Source organism: Lactobacillus sp. IBH004 (genome assembly GCF_026185255.2).
In the GTDB taxonomy this organism is placed as follows: Bacteria; Bacillota; Bacilli; order Lactobacillales; family Lactobacillaceae; genus Lactobacillus; species Lactobacillus melliventris.
Genome location: NZ_CP110217.2, coordinates 808,924 through 835,109, shown reverse-complemented (window position 1 = coordinate 835,109; position 26,186 = coordinate 808,924). Strand labels below are relative to the sequence as shown.

The window sequence follows — 26,186 nt, the reverse complement described above, 5'->3', positions numbered from 1 at the left end:
CTCCTTTTCTTAATTATTTCAAAGCGTTAGCACCACTGACAATTTCAGTAATTTCAGTAGTGATTTCTGCTTGTCTTGCACGGTTTAATTTAGTAGTTAAACTCGAAACCAAATCGTCAACGTTGTCCGTAGCACTCTGCATGGCAGTCATTGAACTGGCATGTTCAGCAGTTTTGGCATCCAGAATAGCACCGTAAATAGTAGAACGGGCATATTGGGGAATTAGTGTGGTTAAAACAGCATTAACATCAGGTTCGATATCGTATTCCAAATCTTGATGGGCTTTAGCTTCTTTGACACCAATATCAATATCAACGATTGGCAACATTTTTTCAACCCGAAATGCAGATGAAAGTGAGTTGATGTGGTGAGTATAACATACATATAATTCATCAAAAACTCCGTTTAAATACATTTTGATTGCAGTTGAAACAATTGGTAAAACTTCATCAAAAGTAGGTACGTCACTAATACTGTCATTTTCATAAACAACGTTCAGCTTGTTTTTCTTAAAGAAATCAGCACCGACTGAGCCAACAGCCAAAACCTTAATATCTTTGTGTTCAGCCTTCGAATCCTCAAACAATCCCATCATGTTTTTGATGACAGCACTATTATAAGAACCAACAAGACCACGGTCACCGGTAATAACCAAATAACCAGTGGAATTGACCTTTTTGCGTGCTTGAACCATATCGGAAACAACACCCAAACCAAAGACATTTTCATAATCAATTTTGCTTATGCTGTCTTCATCAATTGCAACATGTGCCTTACGCAAATGGCTGACGACTTCAGCACTCATCAAGCGCGATAAAGTTTGCCGTATGTGATCATTGTAGATCGTGTAACCCTTATCCCGCTTTTCAGTTTGGTTTAACTTTGATGCCGAAACCATTCTCATGGCCTCAGTAATTTTACCAGTTTGCTTAACCGAAGCTATTTTCTTCTTCAACGCAAGTAACGATGCAGGCATATAACTACCTCCTATTTATTACTTGGTGAAAAACTATCCGCAAATTTAGAAATTGCTTCTTGTAATTTCTTCTCATCCGGCAATTCACCAGTCTTACGAATGTGCTCTAGCAAATCTGCATGATTAGTATCGAAATTGTCATATAATTCTTTTTCAAATCTGGCAATATCATCAACTGGAACGGAATCAAGATAACCGTGAGTCAAGGCATAAAGAATAATAACCTGTTTTTCAACTGGAATTGGTGTATGAAGTGGCTGTTTTAACACTTCAACAACCCTGCGTCCACGATTTAACTTTGCTTGAGTTGCTTGATCCAGATCACTACCAAATTGAGCAAAACTTTCAAGTTCATGGTAAGCTGCCAGGTCGGTACGAAGCGTACCAGCAACTTTTTTCATAGCCTTAATCTGGGCACTACCACCAACACGGGAAACTGAGTTACCGGCATCAATGGCAGGACGGGTTCCTGCAAAGAACAAGTCGCTTTGCAAGAAAATTTGTCCATCAGTAATTGAAATCACGTTAGTTGGAATATAAGCTGAAATATCTCCCGCTTCGGTTTGAATAAATGGAATGGCCGTCATTGAACCGCCACCAAGTTTATCACTCAACTTCGCACTACGTTCAAGTAAACGTGAATGCAAATAGAAGACATCACCAGGATATGCTTCACGACCAGGCGGACGACGGAGAAGTAAAGAAAGTTCACGATAAGCAACAGCTTGCTTTGATAGATCATCAAAGACTACCAAAACATCTTTGCCGTTATACATGAATTCTTCACCCATTGCCGTTCCGGCATATGGCGCTATGTACAGCATTGGTGCGGGTTCACTTGGCCCAGCTTCGACAACAATTGTATAGTCCATTGCGCCAAAACGCTTTAAAGTTTCTACTTGTGCTCTGACAGTTGATTCCTTCTGACCAATAAAGACATAAATGCAAATTACGTCTTGTCCCTTTTGGCTCAAAATAGTATCAATTGCCAAACTAGTTTTTCCAGTCTTACGGTCACCAATAATTAACTCACGCTGACCGCGACCGATTGGCACTAAGGCATCAATAGCTTTGATACCAGTTTGCAGCGGTTGATTAACTGACTGGCGTTCCATAACACCCGGTGCCGAAGCCTCGATTGGACGAGTCTTTGACGTTTTTATTTCGCCAAGTCCATCAACTGGCTGCCCCAATGGGTTTACCACGCGACCAATTAGTGCATCACCAACCGGCACACGCATAATCTCACCGGTTCTTTTGACTTGGTCACCTTCACGAATATCATCAAAATTGCCTAGAATAATGATACCAACATCATTTGATTCAAGGTTTTGTGCAATACCATAAGAACCATTGTCAAATTCCAATAGTTCGTTGGCCAAAACATTGTTCAATCCGTGAGCCCGGGCGATACCATCACCTATGTATGTTACAACTCCAACTTCATTAATGTCGAGTTTATCATCATAGTGTTCAAGCTGCTGCTTGATTAAAGAGCTAATCTCTTCTGCTTTTATGCTCAATGGTTTCACCTCTTTTAATTTTTATTAATTAACTGCGCACGAATCTTATTCAGTTTGTTCTTGACTGACCCATCGATTACGCAATCACCAACTTTTAAAATCACGCCGCCAATAATACTTTGATCAACCTCATTAGTGAGAATGACTTTTCGCAAATTAAATTTTCGAGCATAACTAGTACCTAATTCCTGCAATTGTCTTTGATCAAGCGCTACTGCTGAAACAGCAACTCCCGTTTCAATTTTTTGATTTTTATTATACAAATCATTGAAACAGTTTATAATGTCCGGCAATTCCATAAAATGGTCATAATCCAGTAACAGGTTCAAAAAATTCTGAACTTCTTCTGACAGACCTTGCTCAATCACAGAAAGCGATTTCGCTTTTTCGGCACTATTAAAAATTGGGTCGCTAAAAACTTGCAAAATTTGCGGATAATTGGAAATAGCCTCAGCTAGTTCCTGCATATCTGCATGAACAGTATCCAAAGCAGCCATATCTTCGGCATAATCAAATAGTGCAGTACCATAACGTGCAGCAATTTCCGCTTTACTTAAGGCCATTATTTATTCAGCCCCTTAATAAATTGATCAACCAAATCTTTTTGGTCATCAGCAGATAAGTTCTTCGCAATTACTTTTTCTGCAATCGTGACAGAAATATCTGCAACTTGTGCACGAGCTTCATCTAAGGCATCCGCTTTAGCCTGAGCAGCATCGGCCTTTGCCTTCTCATGAATCGAAGCCGCGTTATCATTAGCTTCTGCAACAATCTGGGTGCTGGTTTTTTCAGCATTCGCTTTTGCATCAGTAAGAATTTGCGTTGCTTCTTGTCTTGAGTTCTTCAAGGCAGCTTCACGCTCATTAGCCAAAACTTCGGCCTTTTTGCGATTGTCTGCAGCCGAATCAAGATCATTGATTACCTTTTGGCGTCTTTTTTCCATCATGTCGGAAACAGGTCCCCATGCATAATGTTTAACCAAAATAAGTAAAATTGCGAAAACAATTAAATACCAGATAGTATTACCCAGATAAATATGACCTGCCGAGGCTGCAAATAAAATTTGAAATGTCATTTACTGCCCTTCTCTCTTTTATCTAAATTGTTTTAAATAAAAAAATTAAACGAAGAGAATCAGGAAAGCAACAACAATCGCCAAAATAGGAACGGCTTCAATCAGACCAACACCGATAAACATTGTTGATCTTAAGTTACCAGCACTTTCAGGTTGACGAGCCATGCTCTCAACTGTCTTAGTGATAACTTTACCATTACCCCAAGAAGCTGCCAATGCAGCAATACCAGCTACAATCGCTGCTGAGATATATTTAAAAGCTTGTGACATATTTAAACCTCCAATAAATTATTCTTTTGTAACTTTTTTCCCAACATAAACCATGGATAAAGTTACGAAAACATATGCCTGGATAGAGCCAATGAAGACAGAGAATCCTTGCCAGATCATAGCAAGCGGTGCTGCTAACACCAAAGTGATAACACCAAAGCTAGGAGCAAAGCTATTACCTATTAAAGTTAATAACACTTCGCCAGCGTAAATATTACCATATAAACGCAAAGATAATGTCAAAAAGTTAGTGATTTCTTCAATCATATTGATTGGGAAAAGAAAACTAACAGGTTCGGCATAATTACGCCAGTAGCCACCAGTACCGAATTTCTGCATACCGAATGTGAATGAAAGAAGCAAGGTCATCATTGCAAACGACATTGTCGTTACCGGATCTGCTGTGGGAGATTTTACAAAAATGTTGTCTCCCGCCTTAACCTCTAAGAAGAGGCCCAACTGGTTCATAAACCAAATGTAAATAAAAAGGACAAAAGCATAAAGCGAAAGGTGCTTTCGTGCATCAACATCACTGACATTGTCTTTAACAATTCCATCAGTAAAGTCAATCAAATATTCCATGATATTTTGCTTTTTATTTGGTTTCATCTCAACTTTTCTTGATAACCAGATGCAGACAAACAATACGACAGCTGCCATTAAAGTTGAACCAATGATCCCAGAAAGATCAAATGTCAAACCCAGAAATTTAAAAACAAATGATTGCTCCAATTCTTCGTGACCTCCCTTCTCGTGCCCAAATTATCGAACACTCATACAATATTAACACCATTCAATAATTTTGTGAAAAATGTAAGCGTATTTTGCAATTAATTTACATAAAAAAGATTATTTGGTACCAAATAATCTATCGCCTGCATCTCCTAAACCAGGTGTAATATAGCCGTTTGGCAACAATTTTTCATCTTCGGCGGCAGCATAAATATCGACATCCGGATTCTCTTCTTGAATAGCTTTGACACCCTCAGGAGCGGCTACAAGAACAGCCAGCTTAATTACTTTAACGCCCCGCTTTTTAAGCGCACCAATTGCCATATTAGCAGAACCGCCAGTGGCAAGCATTGGGTCAACCACAAGACATTCACGCTCTGCAACGTCTTTAGGCATTTTGCAGAAATATTCGTGAGGCATAAGAGTTTCTTCATCCCGATACATACCAATTACTCCTACCTTGGCTGACGGAATCATTTCCATAACACCATTAAGCATACCGATACCTGCACGTAAAATTGGCACAATAGTCAATTTCTTGCCGGCAATCTCTTTTTGGGTTGTCTTGCCAATTGGTGTTTCAATTTCAACATCTTTCAGCGGCAAATCTCTGGTAATCTCGTAAGTCATCAGTCCCCCGATTTCACCAACTATTCTCCGAAACTCGTTAGAACTTGTCTCCTTACGCCTGATAATTGTTAACTTGTGTTGAATTAACGGATGATTCAAAACCGTAAATTTGCCCATCTTTTTCCTCCTATAAACATAATTACGTTTACGTGTATTTTAATAAAAAAAGCAGAGGGTTTAAAGTCCCTTGCTACTAAAATTTTTACTCTTTGACATAATGATGACCAGCGGCAGCTTTATTTAGCCTGTTCATATATGCCAAAGTATTCTCGCTGCCACTAAATCCCTGCACAAAAATTTGTTTGATCTCTGGTTTATCATCGAAGTAACGTAAACCACCAAATAAATTATGGTCGGCCTCTAACAAGTTTTTACCTAAATTAAATTTATTTGCGGCTGGCAGCTTAATTTTTTCAAGCACATCTGTTAATGCCATTACTCCTGTTGCATTGGTTAAATCAATGTTTGCAAAGTTTTCTGGATCATCAACCACGACTACGGGTGCACTCGGAGCATAATGACGATATTTCATTCCTGGAGCTTTCGGAACATCTTTATCAGCAACTTTACCACTGTTAATTAAAACTTTTTCACCCAAAACCTGACTTAACTCTGCGGGAGTAACTGCACCAGGACGTAAAACAATGGGCGTAGCTACAGACAAGTCAATAATCGTTGATTCCAATCCAACTTCTGTAGGTCCACCATCAATAATTCCCGCAATTTTTCCCTTTAAATCATGATAGACATGCGCAGCTGTCGTTGGACTAGGCTTAGTCGAAGTGTTGGCGGAAGGTCCAACAATTGGGTAACCCAATTTACTGATCAACTGATGAGTTAAGTCATCATTAGGACAGCGAAAAGCCACAGTATCAAGACCACCAGTTACAGCTTTAGGCAGACTGTGAGGTTTAACATAAAGCAAAAGGGTTAAAGGACCTGGCCAAAATTTTTTAATTAACTTTTGAGCACGCTCTGGCACCTCTTTTGCATAATGAGACATCATTTGAGCATCAGAAACTGTTACGATTAACGGATTGTCACTAGGACGTCCCTTAGCCTTATAAACATTTTTTACAGCTTTTTCATTTGTGGCAATGGCACCCAAGCCATAGACAGTTTCTGTCGGAAAAGCAACCAATTCTCCCTGAGCGAGTAATTTTACTGCATCATCTATTTGATCCTGTGAAAAAATTTTAGTTTCCATTATTTATTCCACTTTCCTTTAACCATGCGTGGCTTTCCAGCTAAATCATTTTTGAATTCAATGGTAAAATCCGGCAGCTCCCGTCCAAATAAATCAACCAGCTGCTCTTTTTCACTGAAGCCAAATTCCAAGAAAAACTCTCCTCTGCTGTTTAAGTGATCACGCACTTGTTTGACAAACTTCTGGTAAAATTCTATACCATTTTTTCCACCAAAAAGTGCCTCCTGGGGTTCATTTTGCAATACGTTTTGGTCCATCACATCTTTTTCCGTTTCCTTTATATAGGGAGGATTAGAAATGATTTTATCGAACTTTTCAAGACCAATTAAAATGTTTGCTTTTCGAACGGTAACATCAACTTTATGAATCAAAAAATTTTCTTCGCTAGTTCTTAGTGCAGCATCAGTGACGTCAGAAGCATATAAATCAAGATCGGTAATCTGCTTTTTAGCAGCTTCTTTAGCTAGAGCTACTGTAATGCAGCCGGAGCCTGTTCCTAAATCAAGCACTTTATCACCACTGGTCAGATTTGCTAAAGCCCATTCCACTAACTCTTCAGTTTCAAAACGGGGAATTAAAACTCCGCGCTGCACTAAAATTTTATAACCAAAAAACCAGGAGTAACCCAAAATATACTGAGGCGATATCCCTTTAGCCAGCTTGCGCACATCCTTTTGTGCTTGCTTAATTTGGTCTGGTGATAATTCCATGTCCTGTTTTAATTGAAACTCACTAGGACTCAGCTGCAGTCTTTCAGCTAGCAAAAAAGCGATATCTTCTGGTCTTTGTTCTGGTGCAGTTTCAGCAGCCCAAATTCTCAAGCTTTTTAAAGTGTCAATTTTAGACATTCTGTTCGGCCAGCTCCTCCAATTGCTTTGTTTGATTATATAAAATCAAAGCATCAATAATTTCATCAAGTTCCCCATTCATTACCCGGTCAAGCTTATTAAGAGTCAAACCGATACGATGGTCAGTTACCCGGTTTTGCGGGTAATTATAAGTTCTGATGCGCTCAGACCTGTCACCTGTACCAACAGCATTTTTTCTCTTAGCATCATACTTATCACGGTTTTGACTTTCATAGTAATCGTAAACACGGGATTTTAAAATCTGCATGGCTTTTTCCCGGTTTTGCTGTTGACTACGCTGATCTTGCATTGCCACTACAATACCAGTAGGTAAGTGCGTCATGCGCACAGCACTGGAGGTTTTGTTAATATGCTGACCGCCCGCACCACTTGAGCGATAAACATCAACTCTAATGTCTTTGGGATCCAAATCAAGGTCAACTTGCTCATATTCAGGCATGACTGCCACTGTAGCAGTTGAGGTATGAACACGGCCTTGAGATTCAGTTACAGGAACGCGTTGCACGCGGTGCGCTCCGTTTTCATATTTAAGTTTTGAATAAACCTTGTTGCCAGTGATCATAATGGCAACTCGTTTATAACCACCTACTTCAGTTGGCTCACTGTCGACGATAGAAACCTGCCAGTTTTGTCTTTCAGCGTATTTTTCATACATTCTGAGCAAGTCTCCGGCAAACAAGGAAGCTTCATCACCACCAGCTGCTCCTCTAATTTCCATAATAATGTCTTTATCATCATTAGGGTCTTTGGGCAACATTAATATTTTGATTTCATCTTCAAGCTTAGCAATATCCTGCTCTAAATCGTTATTTTCATCTTTGGCCATCTCAACCAAATCTGAATCACTTTCGTTTGCAATAATATCCTTATTGTCTGAAATTTCTTTTTTATCAGCCTTATATTTGCGATATTTTTCAACTACATCGCGTAAATCTGCTTCTTCCTTAGAAACTTCCATGTACCTTTTGGTATCATTGATAACTTCCGGGTCAGCCATCATTTCCTGTAATTCGTCATAATGAGCAACAAGACTTTCAAGCTGTGCCATAATTTTATCCATGTTGTTCTAATCCCTTCCTATCTTGTTTGATGCGGATGAAAATAATGAAACCGACAAACCGGGTAATAACTTTCATCTCCACCTATTTGAACCTGTTCACCCTCGTAAACTGGTTTACCATTGTGTATCCGTTGATTCATTGTAGCCTTTCTACCGCAGTAGTGGCAAATTGTTTTGATCTCTTTTATTTTATCAGCAAAAATCAACAAATTCTTGGTTCCTTCAAATAAATTATTTTGAAAGTCGTTTTTTAAGCCGAAAGTCATGACGGGAATGCATAAATCATCAACAATTTTGGCACATTCTACCACATGATGACGTTCCAAAAACTGGGCTTCATCGACAAAAACGCAGGCGATTGCGCCGTCACCTTGTGCTTTTTCCTGTTCGTTCAACTTTTTTATATAAGCAAAAATATCAAAATCATGGTCGATCGGAACTGCCTTTCGCTGAAGCCCAATTCTTGAAGCCACAGTGCCCACACCGCTACGATTATCAATTTTACTGGTTAACAAAGCAATCTTGCGCCCCTGAGCCTCATAGTTATGAGCATCCTTCAGTATTTCTAAAGTTTTGCCACTGCTCATCGTGCCGTACTCAAAAAATAATTGTGCCATTTTTGCTCCTTTGTTTCATTTAAATTCATCTAACTTATCTAGTATAATGTAAAAATAAAATATGTGTAGTTAAATGGTTATAAAAACTCGTTTTCGGTTTATGGCTATGCTATAGTTGATAATGATTTTAAAGCGAGGGAAAAATATGAGTTTTAAATCTGTAATTGCAAAAAGCGCGGGTAAATCAAGCTACTGGTTTTTACATAACGTTTTAAAAGGTGGTACTAGTTTTCCCGGCAAACTGGCAATGAATCTTGATCCGGAAATTTTAAAGACACTGGCTGACGGCTATGAAACGGTCATTGTTACAGGAACAAACGGTAAAACCATGACTACCGCATTGATTGTGGCGGCATTAAGAGAAAAATACGGTGACATCTTAACCAATCCATCAGGTTCCAATATGCAACAAGGAATCGTGACGGCTTTTTTAGCCCATAAAAAGAAAAAATCATCCAGACCGATTGCAGTGTTAGAAGTTGACGAAGCAAATGTCAAAATGGTAACGGAACTGCTTCATCCTAGTGTGTTTGTCCTTACCAACATCTTTCGCGACCAAATGGATCGCTACGGGGAAATCTATACCACTTACGAAAAAATTGTAGATGGCATTGAATTAGCACCTGAAGCTACTATTATAGCCAATGGTGATGCTAGCATCTTTTCTTCAGTCGACTTGCCTAATCCTAAAATTTTTTATGGCTTTAAACTGCCAAATGATAATCCGCAAAATGATACCAAGGCTCCAGTTAATACTGACGGCATCTTATGTCCTGATTGTGATCATATCTTACATTATCATGAAAGGATTTACGCCAATCTGGGAGATTTTTTCTGCCCCAACTGCAACTATCGCAGACCTGAATTAACTTATTTTGTTAACAAGATTACTGAGCAGACGCCTAATAAACTTGAGTTTCAAATGGGCAGTAAAAACTATACTATCAGCATTGGCGGCACTTACAATATTTATAATGCTCTAGCTGCCTATTCAGTGGCGCGCTATTTTGACCTCAGTGAAGAAGAAATTGCTCAGGCTTTTGCTAAAAACAAGCGGATTTTTGGCAGACAAGAATTAATTAAATATGAAGGAAAAGAAATTGACCTGATTTTAGTTAAAAATCCGGTTGGTCTAGATGAAGTGCTGCACATGCTTAACACGGAAAAAGATGATTATTCCTTAGTTACATTGCTTAACGCTAACCACGCTGACGGCATCGACACATCCTGGATTTGGGACGGTCAATTCGAAGATCTCAACCATAAGCAAATTAAAAAGATTCTGGTGGGCGGCGAGCGCTGGCATGATATGGGCTTTCGTCTGGAAGTCGCCGGTTTTGATCCGGGTAAAATGGTTACATGCACAGATAATGAGGAAGTAATCGCTAATATTGCCAATTTGCCGACGAAAAAGGTTTACATTTTGTCTACCTATACCGCTATGCTCTCTTTACGTAAGACTATGGCTGAAAAGAAGATAATTAAGGCAGGGATGTAAAAGTAATAATTTCAATAAAACCTGTAAAATGCTTCATTGATGTGAACCCTAAAATTAGGACACTTTATTAGCTCAACTAAGGACTAACCTCCGATATTCAATCGGAGTTAGTCCTTTTAGTTTGTTTTTGAACTTAAAACCAATGTATTTATACCTAGGTGAGTATTGGGATACAACGATATAGATCCCGATAGCTCCCACTTGCAGAGTTAAATCTTTTCCAGCATATTTTTTACATTTGGCTAAAACACCATGAAAATTATATTTTAAGCATTAAAACATCTTTAATTTGCTGTAAATAAGATTGGGGAATATCATTTACGGTATTAACAATGTACGATAAAATTAAAGTATACTTGATTAGAAATTGATTATAAAAACTAAAAATCGTTATTAATTTTTGCTATCAGGTATTTTTGTCCACCACGCCAGTGACACCAAACCTACGGCAATATCGCTTCAGGAGGAAGTAATGGTTAAATTTAAGAAAACCCTTTCGATTGGCACCACTGTTTTAGCGGCACTGACAATTGCAGGTTGTTCTAACAATAAGATTAGTAAAGAAAGTCCTAATAAATCTGTTAAAACCACTCATCATCAAAAGAAACCAGAACCTAAAGTGGCAGACTATCCCAATATTAAAGCTGCGGAAGCTGCCCTCAGTAAAGGTAAAAATTTAAAAGGTAAGACCGTACAATTTAAAATTAAGAAATTCGAACCTCAAAGTTCTTTCGGTTACAACATGGAAACCGGTAAACATCTTAATTTCGTTAGTCCAGAAAACCCCAACGCTAAAAAAGGAGATACTGTTTTCCTAAAAATCAAAAAAGTGAAATCGGTACTTGGCTCCTTTATCATCACCTATTCTGATCTATCTAAAGTCAATTAATGATTACAATAAGGGGTATTAATATAGCAAATCTATTTCGTAAAGTATCAAAAAATTTTTAACGACCCAACACATATAGTTTTAAATATAGGAGGAAGTAATGAAAAAGCGTACGAATGTATTGTCAGTAGCTCCTATTTGTTTAGTAGCCTTATCCTTAGTTGGTTGTTCTAAGAATAGCAGTAGTAATAAGTCTGATAGCAATAAGCCGAAAAGCAGCCAAAAAGTAAAGAAAACGAATACTTAAAAAACATCTTTTAGAAAATCTTTTAACAAAATTCAAGTCGGTGACATCATGCAACAGGGTAATGGCGGGAGCACTCTTAAAGATGTGAAAAACATTTTGGGTCAGCCAAATTCGATTTCATCAACTGAGGTCAAAGGCTTTAAGGTAAAATCATATTCATGGACTAAATATGGGACTACAATAATGGTTCAATTTAGTCATAAAAAGGCTATTACCAAAACGGTATCAGGCTTTAAATGGAGCCGCAACAGCACTAAGCTAACGCTTAAAGCATTTAACTCAATAAAAACAGGTAGTTCTTACAGTACACTTGTCAACACTTATGGTGAACCCGACGGATTGAACGAAAATGTCGTTTTAGGAAAGAAAAATGTAACTGCGGTTTACTTCACTGGAATTAAAGGAAAAAATGCAGGAGCAAATGCCAGTTTCATATTTGCCGATGATAAACTAGTGTCTAAAAAAGAAACTAATTTAAAATAAAGTAGTTTCTGTTAAAAGAGAAATAAAACTACAAAAGTTGTCTAGCTTTTGAGTCTCAGTACATATGGTTTGTATGGATCGTAGTAAAAAGTTTGAAAATAATGGTAAATGAAATGTCAAATGTCCATCAAAATAGCGATACTTGACCTACAGCAAATTTATATAAATATTAAATTTGAGTAAAAATGGTTCAAGATATATAACTTTTTCATTTATAGGTAATATGTAAAAAAACACAAGATGTTGTGTAGTCTTCTCTATTTTTAGTGATTTTTGAAGAAAAACTACCAAATATTGTATATTTACTATAAAAATAAATTTGCTATAATACGAATATGGATCAAGTTCGAAGGGCCCGAGGAGTAGGTGTCGAACTAACAATGCCTCATGTTCTGTATTATTACAGATATGGGGCTTTTTGTTTTACCAAAATAATTTTTAAGGAATACCAAATGTCAGTAAATGATTTTATTAATAAAAAACCTTTTAAAAGTCATAATCAACAAATGAAAATTCTTCGCGAAAGAGGTCTTACGGTAAAGTCTAGTGATAAACGTGCTTTAGAAGAACATGGTTACTATTCAATAGTTAATGGATACAAGCAATTATTCTTACAGAGGGATTCCAATGGTACCCCTGTATCACCAGAAAAATATTTAAAGAATGCTAGTTTTAAAGAAATAAAGAGTTTATACGATTTTGACAAGAACTTGCGCAGAATTCTATATACACCATTAATGGAATATGAAAGCAATTTAGGCTCCGAAATATCTTATAGGTTTTCTGAAGAATACAAAGAACCCCATTCCTATCTAGCAATAGACAATTATTCAAACGATAAAGAAAAAATAGTTTCTATAGTAAAAACGATAAGCAATTTGTCTAATGAAATTAAAAGAAACGCCAATAAGAAGAATGCTATCAGTCATTATGTCAATGAGCATAAGCATGTACCTCTTTTGGTTCTTGTAAACTATTTAACTTTTGGAGAATTAAATTATTTTTACAGTGTTTGTACAGATAAAATCAAAAGAGTTATAGCTAGCGACTTTTCACTAAAATATAAACGCAACTATAAAACTAAAATTAAAATTCAACCCCAATCTATTGAAACTTTAAATATTTTAGTAAATTATTTTAGAAATTCTGTAGCCCATGATGAAATCACCTATAACAAATTAGTTTTAAAAACTAAAAAATTTAGATTGATAAAGCAGGATTTAAAACTCAATAATTTTATTGTTAACAGTCAAAGCGGTGTCTTCGAATTAATAGTTGCCCTAAAATTAGTTTTAAGTAAAAAAGAATACTACGATTTTGTCAAACAACTTTATAAATTATTTGACAAATATGAGCCATGTTTTCAATCTGTAAGTTTAGCTGCAATCCTACACGATATGCATTTTCCAAAAAACTATCGTGCAATCCTGAAGGTAAAGTGAACAATACAAAAAGCGGTTAAGAACTCGCTGGAAACCAAATCTAAAGTTAAATTATGATAAGCAGTAGCCAAGCAACTAATTTACCCTATTTAGCTAGAAATCAAAGGCGAAATAAATATGTTAGCAAAAATCATGGTAAATCATGATCTGCTAGAATTAATTGTCTAGACGCTAATGGTCAGCTTTACTAAATTGAAAACAATGCTTTTAATATACCAAGGCTGAATCTGAACAATATTCTATGGAACAAAAATACTAACATACCCAAGAGTAGATGTTGAGAGAAACCCAGTTTTCGTCGATTATTTCTATGAATAGTGAATCACCTAAAAACATATTGGATATAAAACACTAAAACACCATGAGATAAGGAAAAACGCTAGATGACCAATTCATCTAGCGTTTTGTAACAATTCTGATGGGCAAATGATGGGCAAATTTGTTTTTTAGCTCTCATAAACCTTGCCGTTGAGCTATTTTTATTGGGATATCCGGGCTCGAACCGAAACATGCAGGAACCAGAAACCTGTGCCTTACCATTTGGCTATATCCCAGTGTTAAATCACCCGCACGAGAATTGAACTCGTAACTCCACCTTGAGAGGGTGGCGTCTTAACCATTTGACCAGCGGGCAAAATCAACAGTAATTATTATGCTTGAAGATACACGTAATGTCAAGTAGTTTTCACGCTTTAGCGGTAAAAATTATCGAACTATTCTTTTGGCAAACGCATCATTATTTTCAGTTGACTATCAGTAGCCACAATTTCTCAAAATTAATTTGAGAATTGTATATAATAGAGTAAGATACTTTTACTAAAGGATAGTTTTTATGATTGACTACTCAAACACCCAGAACTTAATCGAATCAATGGTCACGGAGCGCATTGTACCGGGTGTGAATTATGCTTTTATTAAAGATGAACAGGTTTTTACTTCAACCGTTGGCTTTGCGAGTACTTACCCCAAGGTGACGCAACTGAGTCCGTTTGCCATTTATGATTTAGCCAGTCTGACCAAAGTGATTATCACTGAAAATATTTTGCTTAAATTATATCAAGATGGACAGCTCAATTTTACTGAACCACTGCATGACTTTATTCCTGAATTTAAAGATGAACGCGTACGTCTTTTTCATTTGCTAACTCACACTAGTGGAATAAGGGGCTGGATAAAAAATAGGGATCAATTATCTCGCGAGGAATTAATCGATGCTATCATCCACTTGCCTGTAACAGAAGAATTTGAACATAAAATGCGTTACGCAGATACCAATTTTATTCTTTTAGGTTTAGTTATCAAAAAAATATTTGGTAAACCAGTTCAAGAAGTTGGTCAGAACATAATAATTGAGCCCGCTGGACTCAAAAATACGACTTTTACTCCCGAAAAAGACTTATGTGTTCCCACTGCAGTTTATCAAGGAAGAGTTTTACAAGGAATTCCTCATGATCCCAAAGCACGCCAATTAGGAAGTGATTGTGGCTCAGCCGGTCTGTTCTCTTCTATGAACGATTTGGTTAAATTAAGTAAGGGGTACTTGGGCTTGGATAAAAGTATATTGCCTTATAGTCAAAACTTAGTCGCAAAGCTATTCGAAAATAAAAATCCCCAAGGCTTAAAGCCTCGTTCATGGGGTTGGGATCTACGCTTTGATCCAGAGTTGCACTATCCCTTAATTCTTCATACGGGATTTACTGGAGTTCTGATGCTTCTCGATAGAGTTAAAAAATCTGGCTTAATTCTTTTGACTAATCGCATACACCCTACTGGCCATAATCAAGTCTTCTTAACAATGAGAGAAAGAATCATTCAAGGCTTTTTAAAAGAAAACGACCATTAAAAAAGCAGCTTCATATAGAAGCTGTTTTTTAACACTTTTTACGCTTAGGCCAAAAATGATAAACCAGATCTACCACTGCTTGAGCAAGCATGCCACCAGCCATCCAGTACATTCCCATCATCATATTGCCTGTAAAGGTAAAGTAAGCAGTAATAGCGTATACCACTACCCACAAAACTTTAAAAAATAAGTTATCACACATCATTTGTAAAAAACTCCCTTCAATTTACTTAGAATTATACCGTTTTTAACGTAAAAAAGGGGGGTTATTTCAAGTTATTTAATCACATTAAAGCTCAAGTTTCATTATGATCTGCCATAATTGTTATTAATTCAAAATGTTTACATTCGTAAGCATTAACGAACTTTTTTAAAAAAATTTCTTTGATAAAACCTATTTGATCATTTTTGTGAGTTATGTAATTTAATTGCTTTTTTAACTATCAAAAAGGACTTTAAAATTACAATTCTAAAGTCCTTCTATTTGCTATTCAAAATAATTAGAAACTGTAATCAATGCACATGATTGTGGCATTAGTTCCAAGTTAATCTTGCCATCTTGCATTTTTAGGCTTTCTGCTTTTAATTGTGAAGCAGCACGCAATTCTTTAACTTGCTCATTGTTAACATAGGTTGGTTCTCCCATCTCCTGCCACAATTTCTTTGGATTAGCATGGTTTTCATCAATTCTGTTAATTTCACAAGTACCACTAATTGTTTTGTCCAGATTTATTGCCAATTGTTCTGTTTTTATTGGCTCTTTTGGCACATTATGATTATATGCGACGATTTGCAAATCTTTACCTTTTTGAACAGCTAAAATTTCTGCAGTAGCATTATTATTATCTTCAACTTTTATTCTTTGATCACCGAGATTATGGAATATTTCAAATAATCTATAAACTGGTTTTTCAATGCCATCCACTGTTTGCATACCAAAGCCACCGTGAAAGACTCCTGGTTTTTGGGATTCTTCTTCAAAAATGTCTGAAAATGCCCAATAATCATAACCTTCAACTAGTCCATCATTATCAGCCAGAGTTTTGGCAACCATTGCTGCTCCATAAGGAGTATCATGAGCGGAGTCTCCAACCATCGCTGAAACGCTCCACTCTGTATAAAATAGTGGGTAGTTTTGAGCTTCTTCTCTTGTCTTCGAAGTCATAACTTTAAGTATTCCTCGAGGATAATCTTGTGGAACTCCATTAGTCTTTTTAAAGAATTCGTCAATATCCATGCCACTTTCCCACAACGGATCATCTGTTGGATAATGATGTGTTGAAATAAAGTCCAGCGGTAAATTATTTTTCTGACAAAAGTCTATCATATCTGGTATCCAGGAATTGTAAGATGTAGCTGGACCACCAAAGCGGAGCTTTTCATCAATCTTCTTAGCAGTTCTTACTGTTATTTCATACAAGTGGAAGTAATCTTCTTTGGTACCTGAGAAAAATAGTGGCAAATTTGGCTCATTCCAAACTTCAAAATACCATGATTCTACTTCATCTTTACCATAGCGGTCAAGAATATGCTTGATAAATTTAGCAATTAGATTCTCCCACGCTTCATCAGATTTAGGCATGGAATTGTTACCACCATAAGGAAAAATTTTATTCTTTTTTGAAGCTAAACAAGTTGGCATAAAGCTTAGTTCTACAAATGGCTTCATTCCTATTTTTAGTAAGAAATCATATATTTTATCAATATTAACAAAATTATAGGTAATGCCTTGTGATTTGCCCGTAAAATCAAAGTTTTCAATACAGACACTCATTTCATCGTCGAACAAACCATGAAAACGAACATATTTTATTCCCAGTTCATTATGTACTTTTGTTAATTGCTCTTGATAGTCAGCTCTCAAAGCAGTATAAGCGTGACTACTGCCAACACACATTTCCCAATAGTGTGGAAACGGGGTTTTTATACTTGAATTTACTTTAAAATCTAGCATTCTAATTTTTTCCTTCCATTTTCATCTTTTCAAAATCATCTAGTTCTGGCAATTTAAGACCAAAATTTCTTTCAAGCCACCTAGCACATAAATTGGTCCATTGACTAACAACAGAAGAAATTTGAGACTTGGAACTAGCAGCAGCTTGTGAAGCAAGACTTAAGCCATGACTACCTTGGTCAAAAATATGAATTTCATACGAAATATTATTTTCAGCTAAAACTGTAGCTAATTTTAATGAATGAAGCGGTGTAACAAGTGGATCGGTGGCAGTAGTCCATATGAAAAATGGTGGTGTTTCACTATCAATATGATCAACTGGGCTAAGTTTGGTCTCAAGCTCTTTATCTGGAACTTCTATACCACATGTAGCAACATTTGAAGCTTTCATAAAGTGATAGTCCATAGGATTATTCTTTTTCTTTTCAAGATCGGCATCTAAAAGATGATAATCAGTGATGGCATAACCAAGAATAGCAAAGGCTGGCCGTAAATCATTTTTGTCTACGCCTAAATAATCTGTTAAAACCGGCTCATTAAATTCTGTGGAATAAAGAGCGGCAACATGTCCACCAGCGGAAAAGCCACATACACCAATTCTTTCAGCATCAACATGCCATTTTGAAGCATTTTTTCTAATCAACAACATAGCCTGACCAAGTTCTCTTATCTGTTTGGGATATATTGATATCTCTTTTTTAGGTAGAGGCCGGGATAAATCAGGCATTTCTAATGGTCCATTATTATAGGTTGTATACTTTAAAACAAAAGCATGGTAGCCAATAGAGGCAAAATATAGAGCTACAGGTTCAGCTTCACGATCCGAGCAACTGAAATAGCCTCCACCAGGACATATTATAATTGCAGGCCTGTTTTTCCCTTTTAACATTTCTGGTGAATCATCCAAAACATACGTTGTAAGCGTTGCAGATTCGCTTTCTTTATCTAAATAGATTTTTTCAACTTTCATCTTAATTTCCTCCATTTTCTTTAATTTGTTGTTTTTCAACCCGGGTACCAAATCTAGTGACAAATAAAGTTAAAGCTGTAAATACTGAAATTATTATTCCTGCCATAAAAGAATTAAATCCAGGCTTTATTTTTAATGCTGCCAAAATCAAAGGGACGATCATTCCAGCAATCGATCCTAATATAGTATTAGTGGAAACAGCTAATGGAAATTCTTTTTTAGTAGTTAAAATAGACATTTCATAAGGTGCTGTCGCATTAACTAAAACAATTCCCATTCCGGAAAATGCATTACCAATAATATGAATAATTATATTTTTGAAAAAAGCAATACAAATAAATGATAAAGCAAATGCGATAAATCCATATGCTATCGAGTCATTTTTAGTAAATTTTCTTATGTACTTCAAAAATGCAGCGGTTATAATTCCTCCTACATTACCTATGGCTGTAACCATTGCAACATAGGATGTTCCCTTTCCTTGACTAGATAAAACTATTGATTGATTAGACAGAAAGGTCATCATGGCCATAGACAGCATAAAGTTGATAAGATATATAGCATAAACATAGCCATTTAAATGTTTCATTAAAACCCAGAAATTGGTTTTTTCGCTCTTTTTATTATTTTTTGAATTACCAGTTAACTTGACATCTCGTGGAATAAGTACATAAGCTAAAATAAAAATAATTAAAGCTAGAGAATATATCCAAAAAAGATTTCGCCAATTTGCTCCGCCTAAAATACCTCCTAGAGCAGTAAATATCATCATACCAACGTTAGTAACACCGGTAGCCCAGCCCATAGTGGTGGCACGAGCTTCTCCTTCAAAATTTTCTTGTAATAAAACGGGGACAACGTTAGTAATAGTTCCTGTACCAAAGCCAACTAAGACCATACAAGCTAAAATTAGATTTAGGTTGCTATTATAAATTGCTGGAATAAGTCCTCCAATTCCAACAAAGGCTATTGCCAGCAATCCGATGTTCTTTCTAGTTAATTTAAAAGTTAGGTAAGTAAAAATTATACTTGCAATAATCTGACCTAAATGTGGTATAGAACCTAGCAGCTGGACTTTAGAAACTGGTTCTCTAGGAAAGGACTTTGCTATTGCCGCAATCGCTGAAGTAACGGCAGTACCCAGCATTAAGAGCAAATTCATACTCAAAATACCTATTGCTTTTGAAATTTGTTTTTTTGTCATTTTCTTCTCCTTCTATTATGGATTCGCTTTCATTTTTAATTAAAGTATATTAGTCAACATTTCTGATAACCATAGTCAAAAAACAGAGAAATTATATTCATTTCCCAGTTTTTTTTAAAAAACCCAAAAAAATCCGACAAAACAGCCCTATTAAAAAAGCTATTTTAGCGGATTTTCAGTTTAATTTTAAAATCACTTTGACTAGTAATTATAAATTCTACCTTTTTGCAAAAATTTGCTAACTATTTTTATGACGGTATTCAGCTGGTGAAACCCCAAAATATTTTTTGAAGATTTTATAAAAATAAGATGGATTCTCATATCCCACTTTATTAGCAATTCTATCAATAGGCGCAACTGTATATGATAAATACTCTGCTGCTACATTAACTCTCTGCAAATGAACAAGCTGGATAAAGGTTTTACCTGTATGTTTTTTTAAAAAGTCAGACAAATAGTTCGGATTAAAGCCAAAATAATTGGCCATTTCCTGCAAAGTAATTTTTTCGTAATTTTTTTCAATATATAGCAACAAGGAAAGTAAGTTGTTTTTTTGCTTCCGAATCTCTTTCACTGTCATTCCAGAATAATTTGCTTGGCGAATTAAACGCGAAAACAGAGTCAGCATCTCTAGTCTGATCAGTTGATTAGACTGAATGTCAGGATGATAATATTCGTAAATAATGTCATAAATTAGGGCGATAATTTTAGGGTTGGCTTTTACGTCAAAGAGATTATACCGTCCTTCACCATATTCTTCATCAGAAAGCAGTGAGAATAAAATATTAGAAATATTGGTACCGTTTTTTTTGTGATGCAAAAAATCAAGGTCATTAAGTGAAAAGGCGGAACTGCGCAAAGCAATGTTAACAACTATACCCTTAGAGCTTATAGGACTAACCTTATGCACAGTTTTATTTCCCATAAAAATAAGATTGTTTTGTTTGACTTTAATTTTGGTTCGCTCGACGTAAACGAAGCAGTCTTCTACCAGCGGAATCATAATTTCTACATAATTATGAATATGATACGGAATAAATGACTTAATGGGTTGAACTGTAATTGAAATTGAACTGTTGTTCAGTATTAAATCGTCAGTATAGGTCTCAAAAAAACGATATACTGGCTCCTTACCTATCCTTCCTATCTCTTTGGTAAGATTACCGTTTTTGGCAATCGTTGCTATAACATCTTCCCATTCTCTAGGCATATTTCTACTTCGAAGTAGCTGTAGAATTTCTTTTTTCAATTTATTTTCTCCTGTTAGAATCTAAATATTTTTAAGAATAATAAATAAAATCTGTGAAATCGACATACTACACATGACTTTTGACAATAGCGATAGCGCTAACATTAAGCTACAATAAACTTGTTTTCGAATCAATATATTTATAGCACACGGAGGAAAATAATGACAGATCTAACTAAAAAACCTTATAACTTATCGAATAAAGAAATTGATTTTGTTAAACATAAAGTGAAGAATATGCCACTTTCTGCCAAAATAGGACAGCTTTTCTTTGTAATTGGTGAGGATGAAGATAACACTGACTTAACAGAGTTTGTTAAAAAATATCAACCAGGTGGTATTATGTACCGTCCCGATAAAGCCCAAAAATTGCAACGTGAAATAACAGTATCTCAAAAAGCAAGTCAAACACCTTTGTTCATCGCTGCTAACTTGGAAGCTGGTGGGAATGGTTTATTAACTGAAGGTACATGGTTTGGCAGACCTTTGCAGGTTGCCGCTACGGACGACGAACAGAATGCCTATAATTTGGGTGATGTGTCCGGCTATGAAGCTAAACAGGTTGGTGGCAACATGTCTTTTGCACCTATTGTTGATTTAGACCAAAATTTTCGCAACCCGATCATGAATGTGCGCACATTTGGTAGTAGCGAAGAGCGTGTTATCAGGATGTCTGATTCACAAATCAAAGGTCTTAAGGCTAATCATGTTATTCCTGTAGCTAAACACTTTCCTGGGGATGGCGTTGATGAACGCGACCAACACCTTTTGAGCTCAATTAACTCCTTGCCTGCTGACAAATGGATGGAATCTTACGGACAAATTTATCATCACTTAATTCAAAATGGTCTGCCAGCTGTCATGATTGCTCATATTATGCAGCCAGCTTGGGAACGCCGGTTACAACCAGGTATTGAAGATAAGGATTTACGTCCTGCATCGACTTCCAAATTGCTAATTGATGGCCTTTTACGCTCTGTTTTGCATTTTAATGGACTCACAATAACTGATGCCACACCAATGATCGGATACAATGCAATTTTGCCACGTTCAGAAGCCTTACCTGCAACCATTAATGCGGGTGTCGACATGATCTTATTTAACAAGGATATCGATGAAGACTATCAATTTGTGACTGATGCAGTCAAAAGCGGCAAGATTTCTATGGCAAGAGTAGACGAAGCTGTTACCAGAATAATTGCAACTAAAGTTGCACAAGGCGTAATGGATACGGAAAATAATCTTTGCGAACCTGCATCTCAAGATATTAACTTAAAATTAGCTGAACACGAAAAACTGGCCGCCAAAGTAGCACAAGAATCTGTTACTTTAGTTAAAGATCGTGACAAACTGCTACCGATTACACCAGAAAAATATCCTCGTGTTCGTTTAGTCGTTTTAGGTGATACAGACGATGGTGGTTTTAAGGAAGGCGGTAAAGTAACCGCAAAATTTAAAGAGAAACTGACAGAAAAAGGATTTAAAGTTACAGTTTTTGATCGGAAAAATCTTAATTTTAAAGAGGTTTTCGAAGGTGGAGTGCAATATGAAAAAGATCAATTTGACCTGGCATTTTATGTTGCTAACGTTGAAACGGCAAGTAATCAAACGACAACAAGACTTGATTGGATTCATCTAATGGCAGCAGACGCTCCGTGGTTTATGAAGGACATTCCTACTGTTTTTGTTTCCACTTGTAATCCCTATCACCTATTCGATATTCCAATGGTTTCAACTTATATTAATGCTTATACAGGCAATGATGTCACAATTGATGCTCTTCTGGAAAAAATGATGGGAAATGATAAATTTAGTGGACATAGTCCTGTAGATCCTTTCTGTGGCCGCTTTGAGACTCACTTATAAGGAGGCAGATCAATGTTAAAAATTAAAGATATTTTAGTCAACCATTATACTGAGCCTCTTGGTTATGATTTAGACAACCATTTGAGAATTGAGTTCAGCGCTGAAGCGAGTCAGATTTCAAGCAATATTCAAAAAAGAATAACAATTGATGCAAATGAACCAATTTTTGACAGTCAGTGGCAACAATATGATAACAATTACTTTGACTTTGAATTGGAGCTTAAACCGCGCACGAGATATAAAGTTACTGTTTGGTTAAAAAGCGCTGATACTCAAACAAGCGCAAAAAGTTTCTTTGAAACTGGTAAGATGAATGAGCCTTTCACAGCCGAATGGATTGGCAACGAAAATAAAGAAATTCAAAATACACTTTTAAAGAAGAAATTTACTTTACCTAAGAAAGTTGTTAATGCACGTCTTTATATTAGCGGTTTAGGTGTTTACGAAGCTTATTTAAACAAGCAAAAAATTGGTGATGAGTTTCTTGCACCAGGCGTCACAGCTTATGACAAGCTAGTACAGATTCAAACTTATGATGTTACCGCAATGCTGGGGGAAAAATCGCAGCAAGAACTTTTGATTTCACTTGGTGATGGTTGGTATAAAGGCAACTTTGGCTTTGATGGTGGTAAAGATTGCATTTATGGCGACCAGCAAATGGCTATTGCTGAAATGCATATCGCATATGATGATGGCAGCAGCCAAGTGATAAATACAGACGCTTCTTGGAAAACTACTGCTGGAAAAATTACCAAATCAGCCATTTATTATGGTGAAGACTTTGACGCTACCAAGAAAATAATTAATTGGCAACCGGCAATCGTATTACACCATTCTAAAGAAATATTGCACGACCGTTTAAGCCTACCATTAAAAATAAAAGAATATTTGCCTGTTAAAGAAATTATTCACACTTCGAAAGGCGAAACTGTTCTTGATTTTGGGCAAAATCAGGCTGGTTGGCCAGAATTCAAAAATCAAGAACCTTCAGGCAGCGAAATTGATTTACAAGTGGGAGAAATTCTTCAAGATGGTAACTTTTACCGGGATAATCTTCGATTAGCTCGTGCTGCCTTTCATTATGTTTCGAATGGTAAAAAAGAATGGATTAGACCACACTTCACCTACTACGGTTACCGCTATGTTAAAGTTTGCGGCAATTCACAACCCTTAAGAAAGGATGATTTTAGGGCAGCGGTAATTTATTCCGATCTTGAAATTACTGGTGGTATAGAAACTACTAATGCCAAAGTTAATCGCCTGCTCCAGAATGTTTTGTGGAGTCAAAAAAGCAACTTCTTTGATGTTCCAACAGACTGTCCGCAACGAGACGAGCGTTTAGGCTGGTCCGGTGATGCCGACATCTTTGCCAGCACTGCCATTTTAAACATGAATGCTTACGCCTTTTTCAAAAAATATGCTAAAGATATGAAAATTGAACAGGCTGCACACAATGGAATGCTAACAATGTATGCTCCTGCAATGGGCAATAATAGTGGTGGTGCAGCAATTTGGGGAGATGCCGCAACCGTTATTCCCTGGAAAGCATACCAAGCAACAGCTGATCCGGCTATTTTAAGACAAAATTACTCCAGTATGAAGTCCTGGGTAGATTGGATTGGTCGAGCTACCACTACCAAGAATCTTTGGACTGGTTGCTTTCAATTCGGTGATTGGCTATCTTTAGATGGTGAAAACCCAGCGCTGCCTAGTGGAAAGACTGACGAAGATTATATTGCTTCAATTTATTACGCCTATTCCAGTTGGATTGTTGCTCAAACAGCTAAAATTTTAGGTAATGCCAGTGATGCTAAGAAATATGAACAACAAGCTCAAGCTATTAAAACAGCCATCAAAGACGAATTTATTACTAAAAATGGCCGGCTGGCAATTGACACACAAACTGCATACGCCCTAGCCCTTCATTTCGATTTAGTACCAGAAAAACAGAAAAAACGTGTAGTTAAAGATTTAGTTCAAAGGCTAAATAAGGATCACAACCATTTGCAAACTGGCTTTATTGGAACGCCTTTTATTTGTCAGGTTTTATCTGAAAATGGCGAACATAAGTTAGCGACACAAATTTTTCTAAATGAAGATTTTCCAAGCTGGCTTTATGAAGTAAATTTAGGAGCTACTACTATTTGGGAACGTTGGAACTCCGTGCTGCCTGATGGCTCAATGAATCCTGAAGGAATGAATTCTCTTAACCACTATTCAATCGGTGCAATCATGCAATGGGTTTATCAACAAGTTTTGGGATTAAGAAAGCAAACCAAGGGCTACCAAAATGTGCTCTTTGCGCCTCAATTTGATTATCGGTTTAAAAAGGTTTCTGGACACTATCACAGTTCATATGGTGACCTAAAAATGGCATACCAACTTGAAACTGATACTCGGCACACTATTAAAATCACGCTCAATATTCCGTTTGGTCAAAAAGTAACCGTAAAACTACCTAGAGTGAAAAATAAAGTAGAACTTAATGGTCAGCCAACATCGATGCCATTGGAATTAACTAATGGTGACTTTACAATTTCCTATGTGCCTGAAAGAAATTATATTGAGTACTATAATATCAACATGCCTGCTAAACAACTAATGGATGATTCAGAACTTGTTAAACAATTAAAATCAATTAATCCAGTCTTTGATTTTTTGCAAGATTCAGATAACATCGAAAAATTTGGCGGAAATTCCCTGGTAAAGTTAAACGGTTTGTTGCCATTTATTAATATCGCAGACGAAGATTTTACCCAAATTAATAAAATACTTGACACAACACCTTTAGCAAGTGAAAGGAAGTTTTTAAATGAAAGGCGTTCTCTTTGATTTAGATGGAGTCATCGCAGATACATCTGTCTATCATTTCCAGGCATGGCGCAAATTAATTAAAAATCATTTCAATCTTGAGTTGCCGGATGAACTGGAAAAGCAAACTAAAGGCGTTAATCGCAGTGATTCTTTAAAAGCAATTTTAAACTTTTTAGCTATCTCCGTTTCAAAAGAACAGTTTAATGAAATGACTAATGAGAAGAATAATATTTTCCGCAATTTGCTGGCCAATTTAACACCCGCAAATATCTTGCCTGGAATTAATGAATTGATTTCTTCCTTTAAGAAGAATAATGTCAGACTTTGCTTGGCTTCAGCGAGTCTGAATGGCCCCTTTATTTTAGAAAAATTACAATTAACAGATGCATTCGATGCTATTGCAGATCCTAGTAAAGTAGCTGCTGGGAAACCTGCTCCAGATATCTTCATTGCTGCAGCCGCGGCCATAAGTCTCAAGCCACAAGACTGCGTTGGTATTGAGGACTCAATTGCTGGCATCACTGCTATTAATAAGTCAGGGGCATTATCCGTTGGTGTTGGCTCTAAGAAAGACCTCAAAGATGCTAAAGTCCTTTTCCCTAAAACAGCAGCTTTAAACTATAAGCAAATCGAAACTGCCTGGAAAAAATTTAGCTTAGAAAAATAATTAGAAAATAAAAACTCGTGAATAAAATAATATTTTTTCACGAGTTTTTTCATGTTTAAAATAAATTGATGTAAGTAAGGTATTGTATTTTTAATGACAGA

Annotated in this window: 25 protein-coding genes and 2 tRNA genes; 9 read left to right on the top strand and 18 right to left on the bottom strand. The window is 36.4% G+C overall.

Annotated features, from left to right (window positions below; translation table 11 throughout):
* Positions 1-13: 13 nt before the first annotated feature.
* The 11 genes from LDX54_RS04235 to LDX54_RS04185 form a co-directional block, all read right to left on the bottom strand.
* A complete protein-coding gene (locus tag LDX54_RS04235) occupies positions 14-976 on the bottom strand; it encodes a F0F1 ATP synthase subunit gamma (RefSeq protein ID WP_265666786.1) in 963 nt (320 codons plus the stop codon).
* An 11-nt stretch (positions 977-987) separates the two neighbouring features.
* Complete coding sequence (atpA, locus tag LDX54_RS04230; protein ID WP_046324712.1) at positions 988-2,499, bottom strand: F0F1 ATP synthase subunit alpha; 1,512 nt, start codon at positions 2,497-2,499, stop codon at positions 988-990.
* A gap of 14 nt (positions 2,500-2,513) precedes the next feature.
* Complete coding sequence (gene atpH / locus LDX54_RS04225; RefSeq protein ID WP_046324711.1) at positions 2,514-3,062, bottom strand: ATP synthase F1 subunit delta; 549 nt, start codon at positions 3,060-3,062, stop codon at positions 2,514-2,516.
* Positions 3,062-3,574 (bottom strand): F0F1 ATP synthase subunit B, encoded by a 513-nt coding sequence (atpF, locus tag LDX54_RS04220; RefSeq protein ID WP_046324710.1) that lies wholly within the window; start codon positions 3,572-3,574, stop codon positions 3,062-3,064. Before atpF ends, atpH begins: the two co-directional genes overlap by 1 nt.
* 45 nt (positions 3,575-3,619) lie before the next feature.
* Positions 3,620-3,844, bottom strand: a complete 225-nt coding sequence (gene atpE, locus LDX54_RS04215) for a F0F1 ATP synthase subunit C (RefSeq protein WP_034981200.1) — start codon at positions 3,842-3,844, stop codon at positions 3,620-3,622.
* Between the two features lie 18 nt (positions 3,845-3,862).
* Entirely contained in the window at positions 3,863-4,576 is a 714-nt protein-coding gene (gene atpB / locus LDX54_RS04210) for a F0F1 ATP synthase subunit A (protein ID WP_046324709.1), read from the bottom strand.
* 117 nt (positions 4,577-4,693) lie between these two features.
* Positions 4,694-5,323, bottom strand: a complete 630-nt coding sequence (gene upp / locus LDX54_RS04205; protein ID WP_046324708.1) for a uracil phosphoribosyltransferase — start codon at positions 5,321-5,323, stop codon at positions 4,694-4,696.
* Between the two features lie 85 nt (positions 5,324-5,408).
* A complete protein-coding gene (locus tag LDX54_RS04200; RefSeq protein ID WP_265666787.1) occupies positions 5,409-6,413 on the bottom strand; it encodes an L-threonylcarbamoyladenylate synthase in 1,005 nt (334 codons plus the stop codon).
* Positions 6,413-7,261, bottom strand: a complete 849-nt coding sequence (gene prmC, locus LDX54_RS04195) for a peptide chain release factor N(5)-glutamine methyltransferase (protein WP_046324706.1) — start codon at positions 7,259-7,261, stop codon at positions 6,413-6,415. Before prmC ends, LDX54_RS04200 begins: the two co-directional genes overlap by 1 nt.
* Positions 7,254-8,342, bottom strand: coding sequence for a peptide chain release factor 1 (prfA, locus tag LDX54_RS04190; protein WP_046324705.1), 1,089 nt, complete (start codon positions 8,340-8,342; stop codon positions 7,254-7,256). The genes prmC and prfA overlap by 8 nt, the downstream gene beginning before the upstream one ends.
* A gap of 17 nt (positions 8,343-8,359) precedes the next feature.
* Positions 8,360-8,959, bottom strand: a complete 600-nt coding sequence (locus LDX54_RS04185) for a thymidine kinase (RefSeq protein ID WP_265666788.1) — start codon at positions 8,957-8,959, stop codon at positions 8,360-8,362.
* 145 nt (positions 8,960-9,104) lie between these two features.
* On the opposite strand from LDX54_RS04185, the gene LDX54_RS04180 reads away from it, so the two are divergent.
* From LDX54_RS04180 to LDX54_RS04160, 5 genes are all read left to right on the top strand, one after another.
* The gene (locus LDX54_RS04180) at positions 9,105-10,457 is read left to right on the top strand and encodes a Mur ligase family protein (RefSeq protein WP_265666789.1); all 1,353 of its coding nucleotides are present in this window, start codon (positions 9,105-9,107) and stop codon (positions 10,455-10,457) included.
* Between the two features lie 472 nt (positions 10,458-10,929).
* A complete protein-coding gene (locus LDX54_RS04175; RefSeq protein WP_265666790.1) occupies positions 10,930-11,346 on the top strand; it encodes a hypothetical protein in 417 nt (138 codons plus the stop codon).
* Positions 11,347-11,446: 100 nt separating this feature from the next.
* Complete coding sequence (locus LDX54_RS04170; RefSeq protein WP_265666791.1) at positions 11,447-11,593, top strand: hypothetical protein; 147 nt, start codon at positions 11,447-11,449, stop codon at positions 11,591-11,593.
* Between the two features lie 48 nt (positions 11,594-11,641).
* Complete coding sequence (locus tag LDX54_RS04165; protein WP_281214435.1) at positions 11,642-12,076, top strand: DUF3862 domain-containing protein; 435 nt, start codon at positions 11,642-11,644, stop codon at positions 12,074-12,076.
* A 452-nt stretch (positions 12,077-12,528) separates the two neighbouring features.
* Positions 12,529-13,518: an Abi family protein gene (locus LDX54_RS04160; RefSeq protein WP_265666792.1), complete on the top strand. Its 990-nt coding sequence runs from the start codon at positions 12,529-12,531 to the stop codon at positions 13,516-13,518.
* Positions 13,519-14,000: 482 nt separating this feature from the next.
* Here the strand turns inward: LDX54_RS04160 and LDX54_RS04155 are convergent.
* Positions 14,001-14,072 (bottom strand) — tRNA-Gln (locus LDX54_RS04155).
* Positions 14,073-14,080: 8 nt separating this feature from the next.
* A tRNA-Glu gene (locus tag LDX54_RS04150) sits at positions 14,081-14,152 on the bottom strand.
* A 198-nt stretch (positions 14,153-14,350) separates the two neighbouring features.
* Between LDX54_RS04150 and LDX54_RS04145 the strand changes: the two genes are divergently transcribed.
* Positions 14,351-15,361 (top strand): serine hydrolase domain-containing protein, encoded by a 1,011-nt coding sequence (locus LDX54_RS04145; protein WP_265666793.1) that lies wholly within the window; start codon positions 14,351-14,353, stop codon positions 15,359-15,361.
* A gap of 28 nt (positions 15,362-15,389) precedes the next feature.
* Here LDX54_RS04145 and LDX54_RS04140 read toward each other — a convergent pair whose 3' ends face one another.
* The 5 genes from LDX54_RS04140 to LDX54_RS04120 all read right to left on the bottom strand — a co-directional run bounded on the left by LDX54_RS04140 (position 15,390) and on the right by LDX54_RS04120 (position 20,738).
* Complete coding sequence (locus LDX54_RS04140) at positions 15,390-15,566, bottom strand: hypothetical protein (RefSeq protein WP_174794384.1); 177 nt, start codon at positions 15,564-15,566, stop codon at positions 15,390-15,392.
* A gap of 282 nt (positions 15,567-15,848) precedes the next feature.
* Positions 15,849-17,315, bottom strand: a complete 1,467-nt coding sequence (locus tag LDX54_RS04135) for a hypothetical protein (protein ID WP_265666794.1) — start codon at positions 17,313-17,315, stop codon at positions 15,849-15,851.
* Position 17,316: 1 nt separating this feature from the next.
* Positions 17,317-18,285, bottom strand: a complete 969-nt coding sequence (locus LDX54_RS04130; protein WP_265666795.1) for an alpha/beta hydrolase — start codon at positions 18,283-18,285, stop codon at positions 17,317-17,319.
* A 1-nt stretch (position 18,286) separates the two neighbouring features.
* Positions 18,287-19,489, bottom strand: coding sequence for an MFS transporter (locus LDX54_RS04125; protein ID WP_265666796.1), 1,203 nt, complete (start codon positions 19,487-19,489; stop codon positions 18,287-18,289).
* Between the two features lie 238 nt (positions 19,490-19,727).
* Positions 19,728-20,738: an AraC family transcriptional regulator gene (locus tag LDX54_RS04120; RefSeq protein WP_265666797.1), complete on the bottom strand. Its 1,011-nt coding sequence runs from the start codon at positions 20,736-20,738 to the stop codon at positions 19,728-19,730.
* A gap of 162 nt (positions 20,739-20,900) precedes the next feature.
* Between LDX54_RS04120 and LDX54_RS04115 the strand changes: the two genes are divergently transcribed.
* The 3 genes from LDX54_RS04115 to pgmB are packed head-to-tail and all read left to right on the top strand — an operon-like array spanning position 20,901 to position 26,085.
* The gene (locus LDX54_RS04115) at positions 20,901-22,604 is read left to right on the top strand and encodes a glycoside hydrolase family 3 N-terminal domain-containing protein (RefSeq protein ID WP_265666798.1); all 1,704 of its coding nucleotides are present in this window, start codon (positions 20,901-20,903) and stop codon (positions 22,602-22,604) included.
* 12 nt (positions 22,605-22,616) lie between these two features.
* Positions 22,617-25,436 (top strand): alpha-L-rhamnosidase, encoded by a 2,820-nt coding sequence (locus tag LDX54_RS04110; RefSeq protein ID WP_265666799.1) that lies wholly within the window; start codon positions 22,617-22,619, stop codon positions 25,434-25,436.
* Positions 25,417-26,085, top strand: coding sequence for a beta-phosphoglucomutase (pgmB, locus tag LDX54_RS04105; protein ID WP_265666800.1), 669 nt, complete (start codon positions 25,417-25,419; stop codon positions 26,083-26,085). The genes LDX54_RS04110 and pgmB overlap by 20 nt, the downstream gene beginning before the upstream one ends.
* Positions 26,086-26,186 lie beyond the last annotated feature (101 nt).

Coding starts and splice junctions, on each gene's coding strand:
- LDX54_RS04145 (WP_265666793.1), top strand. CDS start 14,351: ATGATTGACTACTCAAACACCCAGAACTTAATCGAATCAATGGTCACG.
- prfA (WP_046324705.1), bottom strand. CDS start 8,342: ATGGATAAAATTATGGCACAGCTTGAAAGTCTTGTTGCTCATTATGAC.
- LDX54_RS04170 (WP_265666791.1), top strand. CDS start 11,447: ATGAAAAAGCGTACGAATGTATTGTCAGTAGCTCCTATTTGTTTAGTA.
- atpH (WP_046324711.1), bottom strand. CDS start 3,062: ATGGCCTTAAGTAAAGCGGAAATTGCTGCACGTTATGGTACTGCACTA.
- LDX54_RS04180 (WP_265666789.1), top strand. CDS start 9,105: ATGAGTTTTAAATCTGTAATTGCAAAAAGCGCGGGTAAATCAAGCTAC.
- LDX54_RS04140 (WP_174794384.1), bottom strand. CDS start 15,566: ATGATGTGTGATAACTTATTTTTTAAAGTTTTGTGGGTAGTGGTATAC.
- LDX54_RS04135 (WP_265666794.1), bottom strand. CDS start 17,315: ATGCTAGATTTTAAAGTAAATTCAAGTATAAAAACCCCGTTTCCACAC.
- LDX54_RS04175 (WP_265666790.1), top strand. CDS start 10,930: ATGGTTAAATTTAAGAAAACCCTTTCGATTGGCACCACTGTTTTAGCG.
- LDX54_RS04125 (WP_265666796.1), bottom strand. CDS start 19,489: ATGACAAAAAAACAAATTTCAAAAGCAATAGGTATTTTGAGTATGAAT.
- LDX54_RS04185 (WP_265666788.1), bottom strand. CDS start 8,959: ATGGCACAATTATTTTTTGAGTACGGCACGATGAGCAGTGGCAAAACT.
- LDX54_RS04165 (WP_281214435.1), top strand. CDS start 11,642: ATGCAACAGGGTAATGGCGGGAGCACTCTTAAAGATGTGAAAAACATT.
- atpF (WP_046324710.1), bottom strand. CDS start 3,574: ATGACATTTCAAATTTTATTTGCAGCCTCGGCAGGTCATATTTATCTG.
- pgmB (WP_265666800.1), top strand. CDS start 25,417: ATGAAAGGCGTTCTCTTTGATTTAGATGGAGTCATCGCAGATACATCT.
- LDX54_RS04160 (WP_265666792.1), top strand. CDS start 12,529: ATGTCAGTAAATGATTTTATTAATAAAAAACCTTTTAAAAGTCATAAT.
- LDX54_RS04130 (WP_265666795.1), bottom strand. CDS start 18,285: ATGAAAGTTGAAAAAATCTATTTAGATAAAGAAAGCGAATCTGCAACG.
- prmC (WP_046324706.1), bottom strand. CDS start 7,261: ATGTCTAAAATTGACACTTTAAAAAGCTTGAGAATTTGGGCTGCTGAA.
- atpE (WP_034981200.1), bottom strand. CDS start 3,844: ATGTCACAAGCTTTTAAATATATCTCAGCAGCGATTGTAGCTGGTATT.
- LDX54_RS04110 (WP_265666799.1), top strand. CDS start 22,617: ATGTTAAAAATTAAAGATATTTTAGTCAACCATTATACTGAGCCTCTT.
- upp (WP_046324708.1), bottom strand. CDS start 5,323: ATGGGCAAATTTACGGTTTTGAATCATCCGTTAATTCAACACAAGTTA.
- LDX54_RS04115 (WP_265666798.1), top strand. CDS start 20,901: ATGACAGATCTAACTAAAAAACCTTATAACTTATCGAATAAAGAAATT.
- LDX54_RS04200 (WP_265666787.1), bottom strand. CDS start 6,413: ATGGAAACTAAAATTTTTTCACAGGATCAAATAGATGATGCAGTAAAA.
- LDX54_RS04235 (WP_265666786.1), bottom strand. CDS start 976: ATGCCTGCATCGTTACTTGCGTTGAAGAAGAAAATAGCTTCGGTTAAG.